This is a genomic window from Shewanella canadensis, assembly GCF_003966225.1.
Taxonomy (GTDB): domain Bacteria; phylum Pseudomonadota; class Gammaproteobacteria; order Enterobacterales; family Shewanellaceae; genus Shewanella; species Shewanella canadensis.
Window position 1 is genome coordinate 36,211 of the sequence record NZ_RXNU01000002.1, and the last position, 16,476, is coordinate 52,686.

Annotated in this window: 12 protein-coding genes; 6 read left to right on the forward strand and 6 right to left on the reverse strand. The window is 45.3% G+C overall.

Annotated features, from left to right (window positions below; all coding sequences use genetic code 11):
* Positions 1–110: 110 nt before the first annotated feature.
* Positions 111–1,505, reverse strand: a complete 1,395-nt coding sequence (locus EKG38_RS03710) for an MFS transporter (protein WP_126518834.1) — start codon at positions 1,503–1,505, stop codon at positions 111–113.
* Between the two features lie 217 nt (positions 1,506–1,722).
* On the opposite strand from EKG38_RS03710, the gene queG reads away from it, so the two are divergent.
* Positions 1,723–2,919: a tRNA epoxyqueuosine(34) reductase QueG gene (gene queG / locus EKG38_RS03715; RefSeq protein ID WP_126518836.1), complete on the forward strand. Its 1,197-nt coding sequence runs from the start codon at positions 1,723–1,725 to the stop codon at positions 2,917–2,919.
* 59 nt (positions 2,920–2,978) lie between these two features.
* Here queG and EKG38_RS03720 read toward each other — a convergent pair whose 3' ends face one another.
* From EKG38_RS03720 to phaZ, 3 genes are all read right to left on the reverse strand, one after another.
* Positions 2,979–3,191, reverse strand: coding sequence for a dodecin (locus EKG38_RS03720; RefSeq protein WP_012143861.1), 213 nt, complete (start codon positions 3,189–3,191; stop codon positions 2,979–2,981).
* Between the two features lie 683 nt (positions 3,192–3,874).
* Complete coding sequence (locus EKG38_RS03725) at positions 3,875–5,431, reverse strand: alpha/beta fold hydrolase (protein ID WP_126518838.1); 1,557 nt, start codon at positions 5,429–5,431, stop codon at positions 3,875–3,877.
* A gap of 17 nt (positions 5,432–5,448) precedes the next feature.
* Positions 5,449–6,333: an intracellular short-chain-length polyhydroxyalkanoate depolymerase gene (phaZ, locus tag EKG38_RS03730; RefSeq protein WP_126518840.1), complete on the reverse strand. Its 885-nt coding sequence runs from the start codon at positions 6,331–6,333 to the stop codon at positions 5,449–5,451.
* A gap of 176 nt (positions 6,334–6,509) precedes the next feature.
* On the opposite strand from phaZ, the gene phaZ7 reads away from it, so the two are divergent.
* The 3 genes from phaZ7 (at position 6,510) to EKG38_RS03745 (ending at position 11,069) form a co-directional block, all read left to right on the forward strand.
* Complete coding sequence (gene phaZ7 / locus EKG38_RS03735) at positions 6,510–7,616, forward strand: extracellular native short-chain-length polyhydroxyalkanoate depolymerase PhaZ7 (RefSeq protein ID WP_126518842.1); 1,107 nt, start codon at positions 6,510–6,512, stop codon at positions 7,614–7,616.
* Between the two features lie 68 nt (positions 7,617–7,684).
* Positions 7,685–9,019: a DUF1302 domain-containing protein gene (locus tag EKG38_RS03740; protein WP_126518844.1), complete on the forward strand. Its 1,335-nt coding sequence runs from the start codon at positions 7,685–7,687 to the stop codon at positions 9,017–9,019.
* Between the two features lie 382 nt (positions 9,020–9,401).
* The gene (locus EKG38_RS03745) at positions 9,402–11,069 is read left to right on the forward strand and encodes a methyl-accepting chemotaxis protein (protein WP_126518845.1); all 1,668 of its coding nucleotides are present in this window, start codon (positions 9,402–9,404) and stop codon (positions 11,067–11,069) included.
* Between the two features lie 262 nt (positions 11,070–11,331).
* Here EKG38_RS03745 and EKG38_RS03750 read toward each other — a convergent pair whose 3' ends face one another.
* Both EKG38_RS03750 and EKG38_RS03755 read right to left on the reverse strand, forming a co-directional pair.
* The gene (locus EKG38_RS03750; RefSeq protein ID WP_126518847.1) at positions 11,332–12,543 is read right to left on the reverse strand and encodes an acetyl-CoA C-acetyltransferase; all 1,212 of its coding nucleotides are present in this window, start codon (positions 12,541–12,543) and stop codon (positions 11,332–11,334) included.
* Between the two features lie 8 nt (positions 12,544–12,551).
* Positions 12,552–13,286, reverse strand: coding sequence for a beta-ketoacyl-ACP reductase (locus EKG38_RS03755; protein ID WP_126518849.1), 735 nt, complete (start codon positions 13,284–13,286; stop codon positions 12,552–12,554).
* Between the two features lie 331 nt (positions 13,287–13,617).
* Here EKG38_RS03755 and EKG38_RS03760 point away from each other — a divergent pair, with 331 nt between their 5' ends.
* Positions 13,618–14,526 (forward strand): LysR family transcriptional regulator, encoded by a 909-nt coding sequence (locus tag EKG38_RS03760; protein WP_126518851.1) that lies wholly within the window; start codon positions 13,618–13,620, stop codon positions 14,524–14,526.
* Between the two features lie 339 nt (positions 14,527–14,865).
* On the forward strand, positions 14,866–16,455 hold the full coding sequence (locus EKG38_RS03765) for an acyl CoA:acetate/3-ketoacid CoA transferase (protein ID WP_126518853.1): 1,590 nt from the start codon (positions 14,866–14,868) through the stop codon (positions 16,453–16,455).
* Positions 16,456–16,476 lie beyond the last annotated feature (21 nt).

Consider the following 16,476-nt stretch of genomic DNA (forward strand, 5'->3'; position numbering starts at 1 on the left):
TTTATCGCCATGCATAAATATAGTTAAGTCATTCCAACCGGTATAAATCAGAGAAAGATAGTCCATGGCTCAAGTGGCCTCCCCCCTTTACAGCTTCTTTATTTATTGCTTTATGATTTACTGCTTAGCGCTTTTCTATTACCCAAAGAGCTTTTTTGACCCAGCTTTGAAGAAACCTCTCTTACCGGAAGCGATGGGTATGCCCCCATGCATAAAATGAGTACGCAACCCAGTGCCATAGTGGCCGACATGGCCCATAACACCTCGGTGTAGCGACCTAAACGGTCATAGGCTAAGCCCATGACGAGTGGACCAATACTGGCGCCTAATTTAAAACCTGTGTAGCTATAACCATAGATAACCCCGAAAGATCGTTTCCCGAAATACTGAGTGGTGAAATAGGCCATGGCATCAAATTCTGCACCTATAGCAATACCGATGAGACCTGTCGAGATTACCGCCATCTCTCCGGAGGCTCCCATCGAAAATGCCGCTAAGCCCAGGATAGGCCCAAGCATGAAGATCGCTACCACGTAAGGGGCGAAGAACTTGTCCATCAAGTAACCCGCAATCAAACGTCCGCCGACCACCGATATACCCAAATAAGCAAACGTCTCCACGGCTTCTTGTAGGCTGGCACCTCTATCCATCATCATAGGAACGAGATGAACCAGCAGGGTAGAAGTCGTTAACCCCGTGATAAAAAATGAGCCTAACATCAACCAAAAAGCCTTACTCTTCATCGCTTCTTTAGCGGTGTAACCAAGCTTAATATCTGTCTGTTCCACTCGCGCTTGACGCTTGGCACTCGCTTCATCATCGCTCAATGCACTGCCATCGGCGAGCAACCCCTTATCACTGGGTTTATCGGCTAACACAAACCTGGCCATCGGCCACACCAACAAAATGATTAAACCACCGATAGCAAGATAAGCCTGGCGCCAGCTGTAGTGTTCAATAAAGAAAGATGCGATCAGCGGCACTATAGCCGTCCCCACCCCCACACCACTTAACCCTATGCCCAGAGCAAGCCCACGTTGCTTATCGAACCAGCTCACGAGCAGGCGAGAATAAGTCAATGGCGCCGTGCCGGCACCAAGAAGAGGAATAAGGATACACATGACATAAAAGTGCCATATCGATGGGGTAAGCAGTGACATCGAGGCCATGACCAGGCCGAAGAGAAAGGTAGATGGCAACAAGATATTCTTAACCCCATATCTATCGACCAACATACCTGCATAGGGGAAGAAAAGGATCGCTGTGATACCGATTACGGTGGAACCGAAAGATATCTGACCTCGTGTCCAACCAAAGGTCTCTTCAAACTCCTTGATAAACGTACCGAAAGACATGGCAATGACGCTGTAACCAAGAGATAGGCCGATTACTGAGGTTAAGACGATCCACCAGCCATAAAACACTTTCCCGTTAGGTAGCGTTCCACTGCCACTTGAAGCTTTGCTCACGGTTCTATCACTGTTCTTATTATTAATGCTTTTCAAGCCAAAACCTGTTCGCTAAGGAGGTAAAAGAGCGATATGCCCGAAAACAGCCTCACATAGGGAGCGTTCGCCGGTACTCTAATTTTATAAAGAGTATAAAGAATATATGATTTACAATCACGTTACATTGGCTATCTCTTTGAGCTAATCAGGAAGAAATTTATAGACAGCACAAATACTGCTATCATGTCCCCGTATCCCTTAGCCTTAGTTACCTATGTCAGACACTCCCGTTAGCCCATCTAGTTTCTACACTCTCTCACCGAGCGATCTCACACGACTCGCACTGCAGATAAAACAGTGGGGCCAGGAGCTGGGCTTTGCCCAAATAGGGATATGCGACACCGACCTAACAGCGCAAGAGCCTCAACTGCAGCAGTGGTTAGACAATGGCTACCATGGCGGGATGGGCTATATGGAAAGCCATGGCATGATGCGGGCTCGCCCCCATGAATTACATCCGGGAACAACACGAGTGATCTCTGCCCGTATGGATTATCTGCCTCCGGAAGCGGGATTTGCCACTAACCTGAGCGATCCAAACTTAGCCTATATTTCACGTTATGCCGGCGGCCGCGATTATCACAAGATGATCCGCAACAGGCTTAAGAAGCTGGGACAGATGATAGAAGCTGAGTTGGTCAACCTGGGAGGCAGCAAGCCCGGTTTCAGACCATTTGTCGACTCGGCTCCGATCTTAGAGCGGCCATTAGCCGACAAAGCGGGTCTGGGATGGACCGGAAAGCACAGCTTATTACTCAATCAAGATGCCGGCAGCTGGTTCTTCTTAGGCGAGCTCTTCATCGACTTGGCACTGCCTGTCGACATTCCAGTGGTAGAGGGGTGTAATACCTGTGTTGCCTGCATCAAGTCATGCCCGACTAATGCCATAGGAGAACCCTACATTGTCGATGGCAGACGCTGCATCTCCTACCTGACTATTGAGCTACAAGGCGCAATTCCTGAGGAGTTCCGGCCTCTTATCGGTAATCGAATCTACGGCTGTGATGACTGCCAGCTCGTGTGTCCGGTAAACAGCAAGGCACCACTGACTAATGAGCATGATTTCCATACCCGGGATCCACTGAAACACCCCCAACTGCTCACCCTGTTCGGTTGGAGCGAAGCCGAGTTTCTCAAGATCACCGAGGGGAGCCCGATACGCCGTATAGGTCATAAGCGTTGGCTGAGAAACATAGCGGTAGCCCTGGGAAATGCGCCAGCATCAGAGAAGATCTTAGAAGGACTTAAGCAGAAAAAAATATCTGAAGAGGTCGATGAGATGGTTATCGAACATATTGACTGGGCACTCGCTCAACAACAAGAAAAGCAGGATCAAGAGCAAGCCAGCCCCAACAGAAAAACACAGCGAGTGATCCGCAGCGTCGAAAAAGGCCTGCCGAGGGATGCATAAATAAAGGTCCGAGTTGCCATGAGCTAGGTTCCAGAGCCTAGCAACTAAAACCTCGTTTTTTAATCTTCAGGTTCTAAAGTAAAACCTATCTTCAGCGTCACCTGCCAATGGGCGATTAACCCAGCCTCAAGATGTCCGCGAGTCTCGACGACTTCGAACCACCTAAGGTGCTGCAATGTCTGACCCGCAGTCTTGACGGCATTCTTTATCGCCTCATCGGAACTGATGGGTGAGGTTCCAACTATCTCAATGATCTTATAAGTATGGCTCATATTGAATCCGGGTATTAGAGAGTATATTCAGTAAATTAAGTATAGAAGGGATATCTCAACCTGCTCACCAAAAAGACTAAATTTGCCACCGATTTGAGTTTATTTCCCGAGGGAAGGTACTGAGTTCCTAGATCCTAGATTCGAGGTTCGAGTTCCTAGGTTCAAAACAACTTCGCGGCTAAAGCCGCTCCTACAAGATCTGCTTCATCCATGAAACGATAGACCAGCCCCTCCTCTTCATCATGCTCAACATATGTATGACTAGCAGATAAAAGATATTTACTTGAGTTTGGGGCTAAACACCAGTTAAAACTTAAATCTAATGTTTTATAAGGTAAAACACCTCCCAACAATATAAACGACTAAACCTTGTTATTAATATTGCAATTCACCTCATTGATTTGATATAGATTATACACATCAATATATTTACCGACCTCTGACTAAAAACATAAAACCACATCCATAATGTAGTTAGCCAGCTATTATCAAATTATCATCTACACTACTAAATATTATTTCAGTCACATCTAAAGTTAGATGAGCAACTCAATAAAATACGAGTTAGCCCCTGTTACATTAGGTCAACTACAGCAGATAATTTATTCCCCCCTCATTAATAAAAAAGCATCTCCATATCATGAGATGCTTTTCACTTTTACACTAAAAGATCAACAAGAGAGTCAGGACTTCCTGTTGCCCAGCCACTTCCAACCCTCAGAGGTTTTACGAACCTTACTCCCCTCTTTAAATGGTACTGATATAGTCCCCAAGTTCACCATGCCTTCGATGAAGTATTCATCTGCAACATTCGGATCTTTCTCAAACTTAACTAAAGAGACTTCATACTCTTTAACTTTAGCCATCTGACTATATAGAATCGCTAAAAATGCAGATTTATCGTAGCCATTTTCAACAAAATCGTCTGCGTAAAAGGCGGCAATGTTAGCCTTACTTTGACTCAGCAGAACTCGCTTAAACTTATCGAAGAAAGCGGTTACCTCCTCTGGTGGCACTACCAGCGGTGCCTTGTAGGATGACACTTTTTCTGCACCGGATATCCTGTCTCCGGCAAGAAATTTAATCACGTCTTGATGAAATTGCTCAGGAATATCGGTATGGATAAAGTGCCCGACATTAGGGTAAATGACCACAGTTGGCTCATTGCCTTTACTCGATAACTTATCATACACAGGCTTAATCACATCCCAACGTAAGCTCTGCTGACCACTAAAAATGGTCGTTGGAATAAAGGGCTCTTTCTCTCCATAGGTGATAAGCATTGGCGCCGTTATCTGATCAATCCTCTTCACCAGGCTCCGTGGATCTTCTACCCGTACTTCGACTCCCATCGAATAGATATCTCGGATATAGGTCTGTGCATAGACATCATACTCCTTACTAGAGTTATCGATCATATACTGACGGGCGTGAGTCACATAATCCGTCATGGGGGTTTTATTGATGAAGTAGCCGGAAGGAGAGTCCATGATAACCCCAGTCTTAGGGTTCTTGGCCTTAAAGTAGTTAAACAGTGCGATATCTTCTGCCGTTTTCGCTTTCTCTTTCTTCAGTGTGCTGCCCCAGATCCCTTCCCAACTCTCATAAGAATCTTTCTGCTCATCGCCAAAAAATGGCAAACCAGCGACACTCGTTGGGAACTCTTCCATGCCTCCCGATGCTTCAAGCACTATTTTATTAACTTGCTGAGGATATTCTAACGCATAACCCATCACCCACTGCCCCCCCATGGAGTGGCCAAGGAAACTGGCTTTATCTATGTTCAATTTATTCGCCAGCAGATCATGAATGGCGCTTCTGGTATCGTCGAGCGAACGTGTCACCGGGTTATTCAGGTTTCCTAGAATCGACTTACCATAATTGGGAAGGTCGGGCACTATGACTCGGTAGCCCTGAGTCAGTAACGCTTTCATCAGGTCGCCAAAATATCCACCATACACGCCTTTACCATGGATAAGTACGACGGTCTCAGGTGTGCTCTTGTCGCCGGCATACTCATCCATATATGCCACTTGCCATTCGACTCCCTTTCCATCTTTTACCTGCGCATACTGCACAGGAAAAGGATAGGCGACACAGTCTTGCCAATAGCTTCCCTGGCATTGTTCTGTCACGGTTAATGCTTGCATATTATTCACTGGATACTGAGTCGTTGCACACCCTGCAACAATACCGATAAGTGATAATGAGAGTAGGTGAAACTTGATACTTCTATTCATTTTATTGGTCCTAGTTATTATTTAATAAAAGTCAGAACTTGATGACTGATATCTTCAATTTGATCGATAAACAGTGAATGGCCACTGCTGGGGTAGGTTTTCAATGACACCAGCTCACCGCACTCTTTCAGCTCCCGATAGGTATTTAGAGCCGTGTCTACGGGAATAACCAGATCTTCATCACCATGTAAGATTAAGGTAGGTGTTTTAAATTGATGAATCAGGCTGTTTCCCTGGGAAACCCCATTAAAGTCATCACTTAAGTTAAAGACGGACAAGGAAAAATAGATATCTGCTAAATTCACTTGAGTCAGCACATCATCAAGCAGTAATTCATAAGTTTCTGCTGCCGGCTTCTTATGGTTGTAGACCACCATGTCCCACAGACCGCGTACGAAAGCCTTATCTTTATTTTCGAAGGCGGTAAATACCGGAGCAAACATAGGGTCGTTCAGTATGGCTTGTTTACTCTTTAGGTAGTCCCCCTGCCCTCCATTAGACTTAATCGGGTAACCGCTAACTCCTATGCTGCTCATCAGTACAAGCTGGCTTACTTTTTCTCTATGATCGATACAGTGCTGCATCGCAACACCACCACCGGTAGACCAACCTGCTATGGCATAGTGCTCAACATTGAGTTGATTCAAAAGGTCTGCAATATCATCAGAGAGTTCATTCAAACTGGAGATAGGCTGTTTATAACTCGACAATCCAAATCCACGCATGTCAGGAGCGATGACTCTTACTCCAGAAGAGATGGATTTGATAAACTCCTCAAGGTGAAAAGATGAGGTCATATTGCCATGCAGTAAGACCAAGACAGGTCCCTTGCCGCACTCACGATAATATATCTGTTCACCATTGGCTAAGATCACTTTTTCAGTTTTTATCTGTTGGCACATGGCTCCACTCCTAATATGATTCACTGAAATATGGTCCAATAATAACGTTATTCAAGGCATCTGGTTACCCTATTAACATCCCGTTAATGAAAAAAACAATCCCAAAAATGTTACGCAAAAGAGGCCTGTAAATGGTTAATATAATCGTAACTTTATTGATGATGAGGATGTTAGAAATGATTGATGGTTTAAAAATGCATTTATGGATATTACCTGCCCTATTAATATCTTCTTCGGCTCATTCGGTAGAGTGCAATAATCATAATGGATTTATTTGCTCTGATTCTAATTATCAATTTTCAGATAACTTCATAAACCAAGACAAGTATCCTAGCGGTGGATTTGGAGGGGGAAGCTGCCAGGCAAACAAAACACCGGTTATCTTTATTCATGGTAATGGAGACAATGCCATCGGCTGGGCACTCCCACCGAGTGCCACCCCAGAAAGCTACCCGCAAGCTCCCTTTTCTGTCTATGAGTCCTTCAAACAGGCTGGCTACAATGACTGTGAGTTATTCGGGGTAACTTATCTCTCTACTAAGCAACGACAATCCCCGCAGCTTAATTACCATGATGCGAGCAAACAGGAAACTATTCATCAATTTATCGATGATGTACTGGCGTATACCGGCCAGTCAAAGGTCAACATAGTGGCTCATTCTCTCGGTGTATCAATGGCACTTTCCAGCCTATACAAGCATCAAACCTGGAATAAAGTCGAACGCTTTATCAATATCGCCGGTGCCATTCGTGGGCTGCAATCATGTTTATATACCGGATACGCCAATACATTAGCACCAACCTGTGGCAGTCAGAACCTTTATGACGCTAACACCTTTGGGCTATATCCCGATAATGGCAGCTTCTCACCACTGTGGGGACAAAATGCCTGGACTGGCAATTATTACTCTCGCAGTATGCGCAACCTACCTTCGAAGCACCCGGAAAATCGATTCTACAGTTTGACGGCTGGCTTACATGATCAGATCCACTGCACGACAACCTCCGGCCGAAGTACATGTTCAAAAGGAGCGCTATTCACACCAGAAACAAATGTCATTTCCCAACTACAGCTGGGAGCTGGCACAACTGCAAGTGCACTCGACTTCAACTTCAGTGATTTGAGCCCCTATAACCTATCCGGTGGAGATCTGGATGGTGTCGGACACTTCAACAGCAAAATTAATAGTGGTGCCATCTTAGTGAAGATGCTGACAAGCGACTGTAAGGGTACAGCTTGTGCGGTCGACTACGTAAGTGGCCCGGTAATCGATGCGTTTTAATTACACCTGAATTAAATACCAAAATAGAAATACCAAGAATATAAATAAAACAAAATAGAGGGAAATAGATGATGAACAACAATAAATCCGGAACCAAGCTGACAGCCTTAGCCTTTGCTTGTTCTCTGGGAATGATGTCTCCAGCTTTACATGCAGTAACGGTTGAATTTGATAATGTCGGAACTGTAGAGTTTAAGGCTGATGCTTTTGTAAAAGCCTATAACGTCGATAACGGCGAAGGAAACTTCAATACTGGTGACGACGTTAAGGGCGCTCAATCTCAAGCCAGATTAACACTGAATTTGACGAACGAGAATGGATGGTCCATCAACACCCGCATGTTAGGTTTCTATGACTGGGCTGGAGATCGTCGTCACAGCGGTGGTTCGGGTAGCGACTACACAAGCGATAAGAATATCGACTCTCTGTCCTTAGATTTGGCTTACCTTCAATACAAAGGAGATGATGGTTGGTTATTCCGTGTGGGTCGCCAGGAAGCCAGTTGGGCTTATGGTTTTAACATCCAAGATGACCGCCGGGATCGTATCCTTGCTATGAAAACTATCATGACAGATGGTGGCTACCTTGGGTTAATCGGACTATACGATCTCAGATTTTCTGAAGATTTTTCACAGAACAGTGTCGCTCCGTTATCGACGGGCGATCTGAACATGTACACCATTGCCGCCATAGGTAACCAAAGTGGTCTCGACTGGGGCGTACTTTGGGCCTATTTCGATGGTGAATCGGCTCCGGATTTTCCTAATGAATTTCCTAATCCATACTTTATCGACAATTTCCATAACATCTCTCCTTACCTGGGAAAGACGATAGGCGATTTTTCATTCAAAACAGCGGCTAACTTCAACCTGTCTGACGCAAATGCAGAACAGGCGAACTACTTCTGGGGAAACAATAGCTGGGCAGCATTCGTAGAAGCGGGCTATCAGATAACACCAGAATTCCAAATACAAGCTCAAGTTGCCGGCATCGGTGATGGAGGCCAGGTGGGACGTGGATGGGATAGTTACTCTATGCTTATCAACAACTCTCCTCGCAACGAAATCAACCCTACCCGCACAGAGTTCTTCGGTGGTTTAGGTGACTTCAACGGAAATACCGGTAAAGATGGCATTATCTATGGTGTGCGTGCTAACTGGACTCCAATGGATGAGTTAACGGTGACCTTAGCCGCAGGTCGTATGGAACTAGATCTCTATAACGCCGATCTAAGCACCGTATTGCCCGATTTCTATAGAGATAATACATATGGTAACTTCTTTGATATCAAGGCCCTCTACGAGTTCAGTAAAGGCACTTCGGTTGAGCTACGCGCAGGGCACGCCGATGAAGATATCGATGATACTGCGGTCATGACCACACTCAGAGTCAGCTTCGGTTAGTAGCAAACGGTAAAAACAGCTGCTTTGGTCCAGGCTAAAGCGGCTTTTTATATCTTCAGCTACAACTTGTCCCCATCATAAAGCTAGTAAGGGCAAAATCATGGCCTGCCTCCTAACATTAACCTAACGGTGTCACTTTTTTGTTGGCCGCCATTATTTGTTAATTTCAGATGCATAAACTCAGAAAATCTATTCTATATTGCATCACGGGCGATACTTTTCAAAAAACAAATATATTACCTGCATAGATTTTATCTGCATGGAATAAAGTTATATCTAGCGCCCTATTAAAACAAACCTGAGAAATTATCAATAACACCGGGTGTAGTGCCCTAGCTATAGTCCTTAAATATAACTTCAACTCTATAGGATGTAGTAAAACATGTTTAACTCCAATTTACGTAATAAATTATTACTTCTTGCTTTGCTCCCATTTTTAATTTCAATTTCACTTCTTATTTCTGTTTCCTATGTCTTCGAACAGGCCTCGCTCGAAGACGATGTTGTCACTTTTAGGACTCAGTTAATTGATGAAAGAAAAAATCATATTAAAGAAGCAACCGAAATTGCTGCCGGGATAGTGGCTTATCAATTATCCCTAAAACCTCTAGGTGATGTTAACCAGGCATTACGCAATATTCGTTTTGGCAATGCAGGTTACTTCTACATCTATGACTCCAGTGGTAAAAATATTGTCCACGGTTTAAAACCTGAGTATGAAGGGAAAAATAAAATAGGTTTGACAGACTCAAGAGGTACAAAAATTCTTGTAGGCTTGCTCGATGCAGCTAAAAACGGTGACGGTAATTACTCCTACTTTTATCAAAAGCCAGGCTCTAGCCAGGAAATCGAGAAAATTGGCTTTACTATGATGCTTCCTAATACCGACTGGATGATAGGAACAGGTGTTTATATTGATGATATAGATAATGTAGTAGCCAATTATAAAGCCACTTCAACTAATCAGATGAAAGATAAATCTATTGGGATATTGATAATTGCATTTTTGCTAACCGGCACAACCGCATTATTTGTTATATTTACTGCACAACACATAGTCGTGCCGATTAAAAATATGGCAGCTAACTTAAACGACATAGCTAAGGGCGAGGGGGACTTGACCCGACGATTGAATATTAAAGGTGAAGATGAAATCGCTCAGCTTGGGCGTTCATTTAACCTATTTGTTGACAAGTTGCAGCATATTATTGGTGATGTCGCCTCAGCTACAGGAAAAGTGAGACTGGCAGCTAAAAATATCAGCGAGCAGACTAAGGTTATGTCGGGTAAGTTGATAAACCATAACAGTGAAACAGACCAGGTAGTAACGGCGATGAGCGAGATGTCGGCTACAGCAAATGAAGTGGCCCAGAACACCTCCTTAGTGGCCGATGCAACCCTTGCTGCTACCAGTGATGTCACCAAGGCACAAGGGTGTGTTGATAGCTCTTTAACCGAGGTCTCGTCCTTAATGATGCAAATTGACAACGCAGCAATCAACGTAAAATCTTTGAGTGAGCAATCACATAAGATCGACTCAGTCCTAACTGTGATTGGCAGTATTGCCGAACAAACGAATCTTTTGGCTTTAAATGCGGCTATCGAAGCGGCGCGGGCCGGAGAACAGGGGCGCGGTTTTGCAGTGGTTGCCGATGAGGTGCGTAACTTAGCCAGTCGCACTCAGGCCAGTACTCTGGAGATCAACGAAATGCTATCTAAGCTACACACCTCAGTCTCCCAAGCGGTTAAGAGCATGGACGATAGTCAGCAAAGCTGTATCCGCTCGGTGGATTCTTCACGGGCGATATCGGAGAGTCTAGGGGCGGTGACTTCGGCAGTAACTTCGATCAACGACATGAGTACTCAAATTGCCACTGCTGCGACAGAGCAAAGTTCGGTTACTGAAGAGATAAACCGTAACGTCTTTGCGATAAAAGATATAGTGAGCGATCTACTTCACTCCAGTGAAGATGCCGACAAAGTAAGCCAAACAGTATCTCTGGAAGGAGGTAATTTGAGCAAGTTGGTGGGACAATTTAAGATTTCATAAATTAATATAAAGAGAGGCAACGAGCTTAAACATTATTACTCCACGTTTAAGCTCATTAGCACTGCATCGAGTGTACAAAACTCTGAATGGAGCATTTTGTTATACCGATTGGTATTACACTAAATAAAACTCGACATGCAAGAAAAAATACTCCCCTTTTAGCACAAACTTATATTCAAGTTATTTTTTGAACCGAAAAAAGCCGTCCAGATAAAATGGACGGCAAAGGGGGCACTCTTTTACAGGTTTATGATGAAAGGAATTAATTTACACATCGTTTGATGATGACCGCAGTTCCCATTCCCCCACCTATACACAAGGAGGCAAGTCCGTAACTGCACTGCTGCTTTTGCATCTCATAGAGCAGTGTTGTTAATACGCGTGCTCCGGAAGCACCTAGGGGGTGACCTAAGGCAATGGCGCCACCATTAAGGTTAGTTTTATTATCAAACCAGTCGAGCGAGACGCCATGCTCTTCACTAAGGCCATGCATCACACCTATCGCCTGAGCAGCAAAGGCCTCATTTAACTCGAGGAGTTCTACCTTATCTAAAGGCATATCAGCACGCTGTAGCGCCTGTCTGATCGCAGGTATCGGCCCAAGTCCCATATATGCGGGATCGAGCCCCCCCTGACCGTAGCTCACTATCTCTGCCAATGGTTGCAATTGGTACTCATCGACCGCCTCTTGTGATGCGATAACAAATGCCACACCACCGTCATTAATCCCGGAAGCATTACCCGCGGTCACCGAACCATTTTTATCGAATGCGGGCCGCAGCTTAGCCAGACTTTCAATTGTGGCATCGGTACGAGGGTACTCATCACGATTAAACATCACCGGCTTACGACGAAGCATCACCTCAACTGGCACGACTTCATTTTCGAAACGTCCGGCCTCAATAGCGGCACAGGCCCTCTGCTGACTCCGAAGTGCAAACTGATCCTGAGTCTCACGACTAATCTCATACTTGTTAGCAATATTCTCGGCAGTCACTCCCATATGATACTGGTTGAAGACGTCTGTCAGTCCATCATGGATCATTGAATCAACTAGCTTTTGATCACCCATCTTGGCACCGAAACGGTTATTGCTGCTCATGAGGTATGGAGCACTAGACATATTCTCCATGCCCGCAGCGACCACGATCTCTGCATCACCGGCTTTGATCTTACTGGCCGCTTCTATAACCGTCTTCATACCACTGCCACAGATCATATTAAGAGAGTAGGCCGGAACCTCATCGGGTATGCCTGCAAAACGTGCGGCTTGTCGGCCAGGACCCATGCCCTGACCCGCACTCAACACATTACCTACTACCACCTCATCGATACAGCGAGCAGAGATCTCGGCTTGAGCAATCGCCCCTTTAATCGCGTGACCTCCAAGCTCAAAAGCTGGAACAGAAGCTAAAGTTCCACCGAAACTACCTAGTGCGGTGCGTTTAGCACCGACAATATATACCTTTCTCATACTGCCTCCTAGATCACCAAGCCGCCATCAATTTTTAGTGTTTGTCCGGTGATGAAGCTGGCGTTATCGCTGGCCAGAAACAAGACACCATCGGCGATATCCTGAGGCTTACCCATACGCCCCAGTGGTGTCTTCCCTTTCATGTAATCGAGTACTTTTTCCGGAAGTTCAATGGTCATTGGGGTTTCGATAAAGCCGGGCGCGACGCAGTTCGCGCGAACCTGAGCACCTTTACGTGCAAACTCTTTTGCCCAGCCCTTAGTCATAGTGATCACACCGCCTTTAGTCGCGGCATAGTTACTCTGACCAACATTGCCGTCGGTACCGACGACCGATGACATGGTTATGATTGAACCGACACCACTTTCAATCATCACAGGTGAAACCGCCTGAGTCATATTGAAGACGCCCTTCAAGTTGACATTGACCACCATATCCCAGTCATCTTCACTCATCCTGTCCAGAAGATTATCTCGGGTAATACCGGCATTATTAACCAACACATCGATGTTGCCATGTACCTCTTTCAATTCTGCCACCAGCATCTTGATAGCATCCCTATCGCAAACATTAAGCTGTTTAGCACAAACATTACTGTACTGAGTTTCCAGATCTACCATCGCTTCATGATTCATATCGCAGGCATAGACTTTTAATGCTCCCTGCTTCGCAAATGTTTCAACGATACAACGCCCAATTCCCTGCGCCCCGCCTGTTACAATACAAACTTTGTTAGCCAGCATAGTTCTACCACCTTTATTTAGTCATATAGGAAAGCCAGAGAGCGCCAAATAACCACGGCGATATCTGCTTTAATTTGCACCTATATTAGGCCTAGAACGGTTCGATGATTAGTATCAATAAGTCAAAACACTATTGCATATAAGGGATAAAATTCTTTTAAGAATAGCTAATTCGGGATAGTATATCGACGACTGAGGTAATTTCTTTTTTGTTACTCATATCTCTTTTCAAATATTGGTATCAATATTAAGCTACTTAACGTATCAATAATATATAGCAGTCATACTCATATGTTTGGCTATTCCCTTCTCTGCCCATAGTGAAACTTCTATGCTCGATAAAATCGTTTACTTTTTACACGTGGTTCGAACAGGTTCTTTTAGCGATGCTGCCAAGCAGTATGGAATTTCAGCCTCGGCGGGTAGCCGCTGGATTATTGAACTGGAAGAGAATATGGGGGTCAGCTTACTCAAGCGTTCGACCCGTAAAGTAGTACCTACACAGGCGGGAGAACGGTTATTCGATCGATTCTGCCATGTAAACACCGAAATTGATGACATCCTCACCGAAATACAAAACCTGGGTAATGAAGACCGCGGGGTGATCCGTATAGCGAGCACGCCACTTTTTGCCAAAAATTTCCTCAGCCGGATCGTAGGCGAGTATCTACGCGAGTACCCCTATGTCTCCTTTCGAATCGTTGAAACCGCTTATGATGTTGACCATATCGATGAGGTCGACTTCTCTATCAGGGCTAATGCTACTTACCAAGGCTACCTGGAAAAAGACAGCCTGCTGGTTAAACGCTCTCTACTTCAATACCCCCTAAAAGCGTGTTGCTCACCCAGCTATATTGAACAGTTTTCCTGTCCTGAATTCCCGGAGGATCTCAAGAAGCATAACTGCTTATATGCCTCAACTTTAGTCGGTGGCAATAAGTGGGTATTTGAACTAGACGGAGAATTTACTACCGTTGATATTGCTCAAACTGTTGAAGTGGAAGACAGCGAATTTTTGAAGACTGTGGCCCTAACAGGAGCTGGCATAGCCTACTTGCCAAATCAACTGATTAAAGATGAACTTGCTGATGGCCGCTTGGTGCCGGTACTCGATAACTATAGTAATAGCCAGTTTGAGTTCAGCCTCTATTTCAGGCCAAGAAAGCAGATGCCAACAAGATGTGTCAACTTTAAGGAGTTCCTACTCAAACGAGTTCAAGAGATCAGCCAAGAAACATAATAATCATCTAAAATTCCAGCCATTTGCCACTGGCAGCGACATATCTAAGCTCATACTCATGCAGTTAGTCATAGGGTAAGAGCTTAGATGATTCAATAGCCATATTATCGGCCCTTCTCTTCAAACTGACTATTATTCAGAAGCAACACCACACCGCCTTACATCCCAAAAAACTTAATGTTTCCTCCAACCGCAATTATCCCATTAATGCAATTATCTTTCCGAATTTCATCTATTTTCTCATCAATAACAAGATTATAAACTTCATTCATTACCTTAAAGCCACTTTACCTATGGGCTGTTGGTTTCTTGAATTATTCGGTTCTGAAGGAAGTTATTATGAAAGTTGATGTACTCACAGCCAAACAAGCTGCATCCCTAATCAAGGATGGAGATAAGGTGATTTTAGGCGGATTCATAGGTGCGGTTGTTCCTGAAGCGATAGAGCAAGCCGTCGGTGAACAGTTCCTTTCAACCGGGCACCCTAATAATTTAGAGATCTACTTCACCGCCGGTCAGGGGGACGGTAAAGACAAGGCCACCAATCACCTTTCACATCCAGGTATGGTCAGCATGGCTCTGGGAGGGCATTGGGGGCTCATTCCACGACTCCAGAAAATGGCCAATGAGGAGCAGATACAAGGTTATAACTTTCCTCAGGGAGTGATAGCACAACTGCTCAGAGATTCGGCAGCCGGTAAACCCGGCACATTGTCACATGTCGGCCTCGGCACCTTTATCGACCCTAGGCTCGGTGGCGGGAAAATTAACGCCATCACTACACAAGATCGCGTATCACTGATGACCATAGATGATAACGAGTACCTGTTCTATAAACGACTCGATGCCAATGTGGCACTGCTAAGAGGCACAACGGCTGATGAGAACGGCAATATCACCATGGAAGATGAGTGTCTGTTTTTAGAAAACCTGGCAGCTGCACAGCTTGTCACCAATATGGGCGGCACTGTGATAGTACAAGTCAAAAGAGTCGTCAAAGCTGGAACGTTAGCCCCACAACAGGTCCGCATTCCCGGGATTTTTGTCAATGCGGTTGTCGTTGCAGAGGGTGAAGCGCATATGCAGACATTCGCTGAGCAGATGAACCCCGCCTACTGCGGACGCGGAGACGGGAAAATAGGCAAACCGCAGCCGCGTCAACTGGATGCTAAGAAAATCATCGCCCGCCGTGCGGCGATGGAGCTCAGACAGGGTGCCATCTTAAATTACGGCATCGGCGCCCCCGAAGTGATTGCCAATGTCACCGATGAGGAGGGGATCACGGATCAGGTTATTGCAACGGTCGAGCCTGGAGCTATTGGCGGAACCCCGGCCGGTGGACTCAGCTTTGGGGCATCGGCTTTCCCTGAGTCTGTGATAACCCAAGATCAAATGTTTGATTTTTACGATGGTGGCGGAATCGATCAGGCTTTCTTGGGGCTAGCAGAGTGTGACATAAATGGCGATCTGAACGTCTCAAAATTCGGTCCTAAAATTGCTGGCTGCGGCGGATTTATCAATATCACCCAGAATGCCAAGCAGGTATTTTTCTGCGGCACATTCACCGCAGGAAAGCTGCAGATTGAAACGGGGGACGGAGAGTTACGAATCGTCAAAGAAGGCCAGATTAAAAAGCTGATTAATCGGGTCGGTCAGATCACATTCGCGGCCGATATCGCCAGAAAGAACAACAAACCGGTTCTGTATATCACCGAGCGCGCCGTATTTAAGTTGGTCACGGAGGGACTCGAGTTGATTGAGATTGCCCCGGGAGTAGATCTCAAGCATGACATATTAGATCAGATGGAGTTCTGCCCCACGATCGGCGCAGATCTAAAAATTATGGATAAGCGGATCTTTATCGACCGACCCATGGGGCTCACCCTTAACTCAAAGGATGACGACTTAACCGTATTCAACGCCGCCTAATTCCACCAACACCAGTCCCCC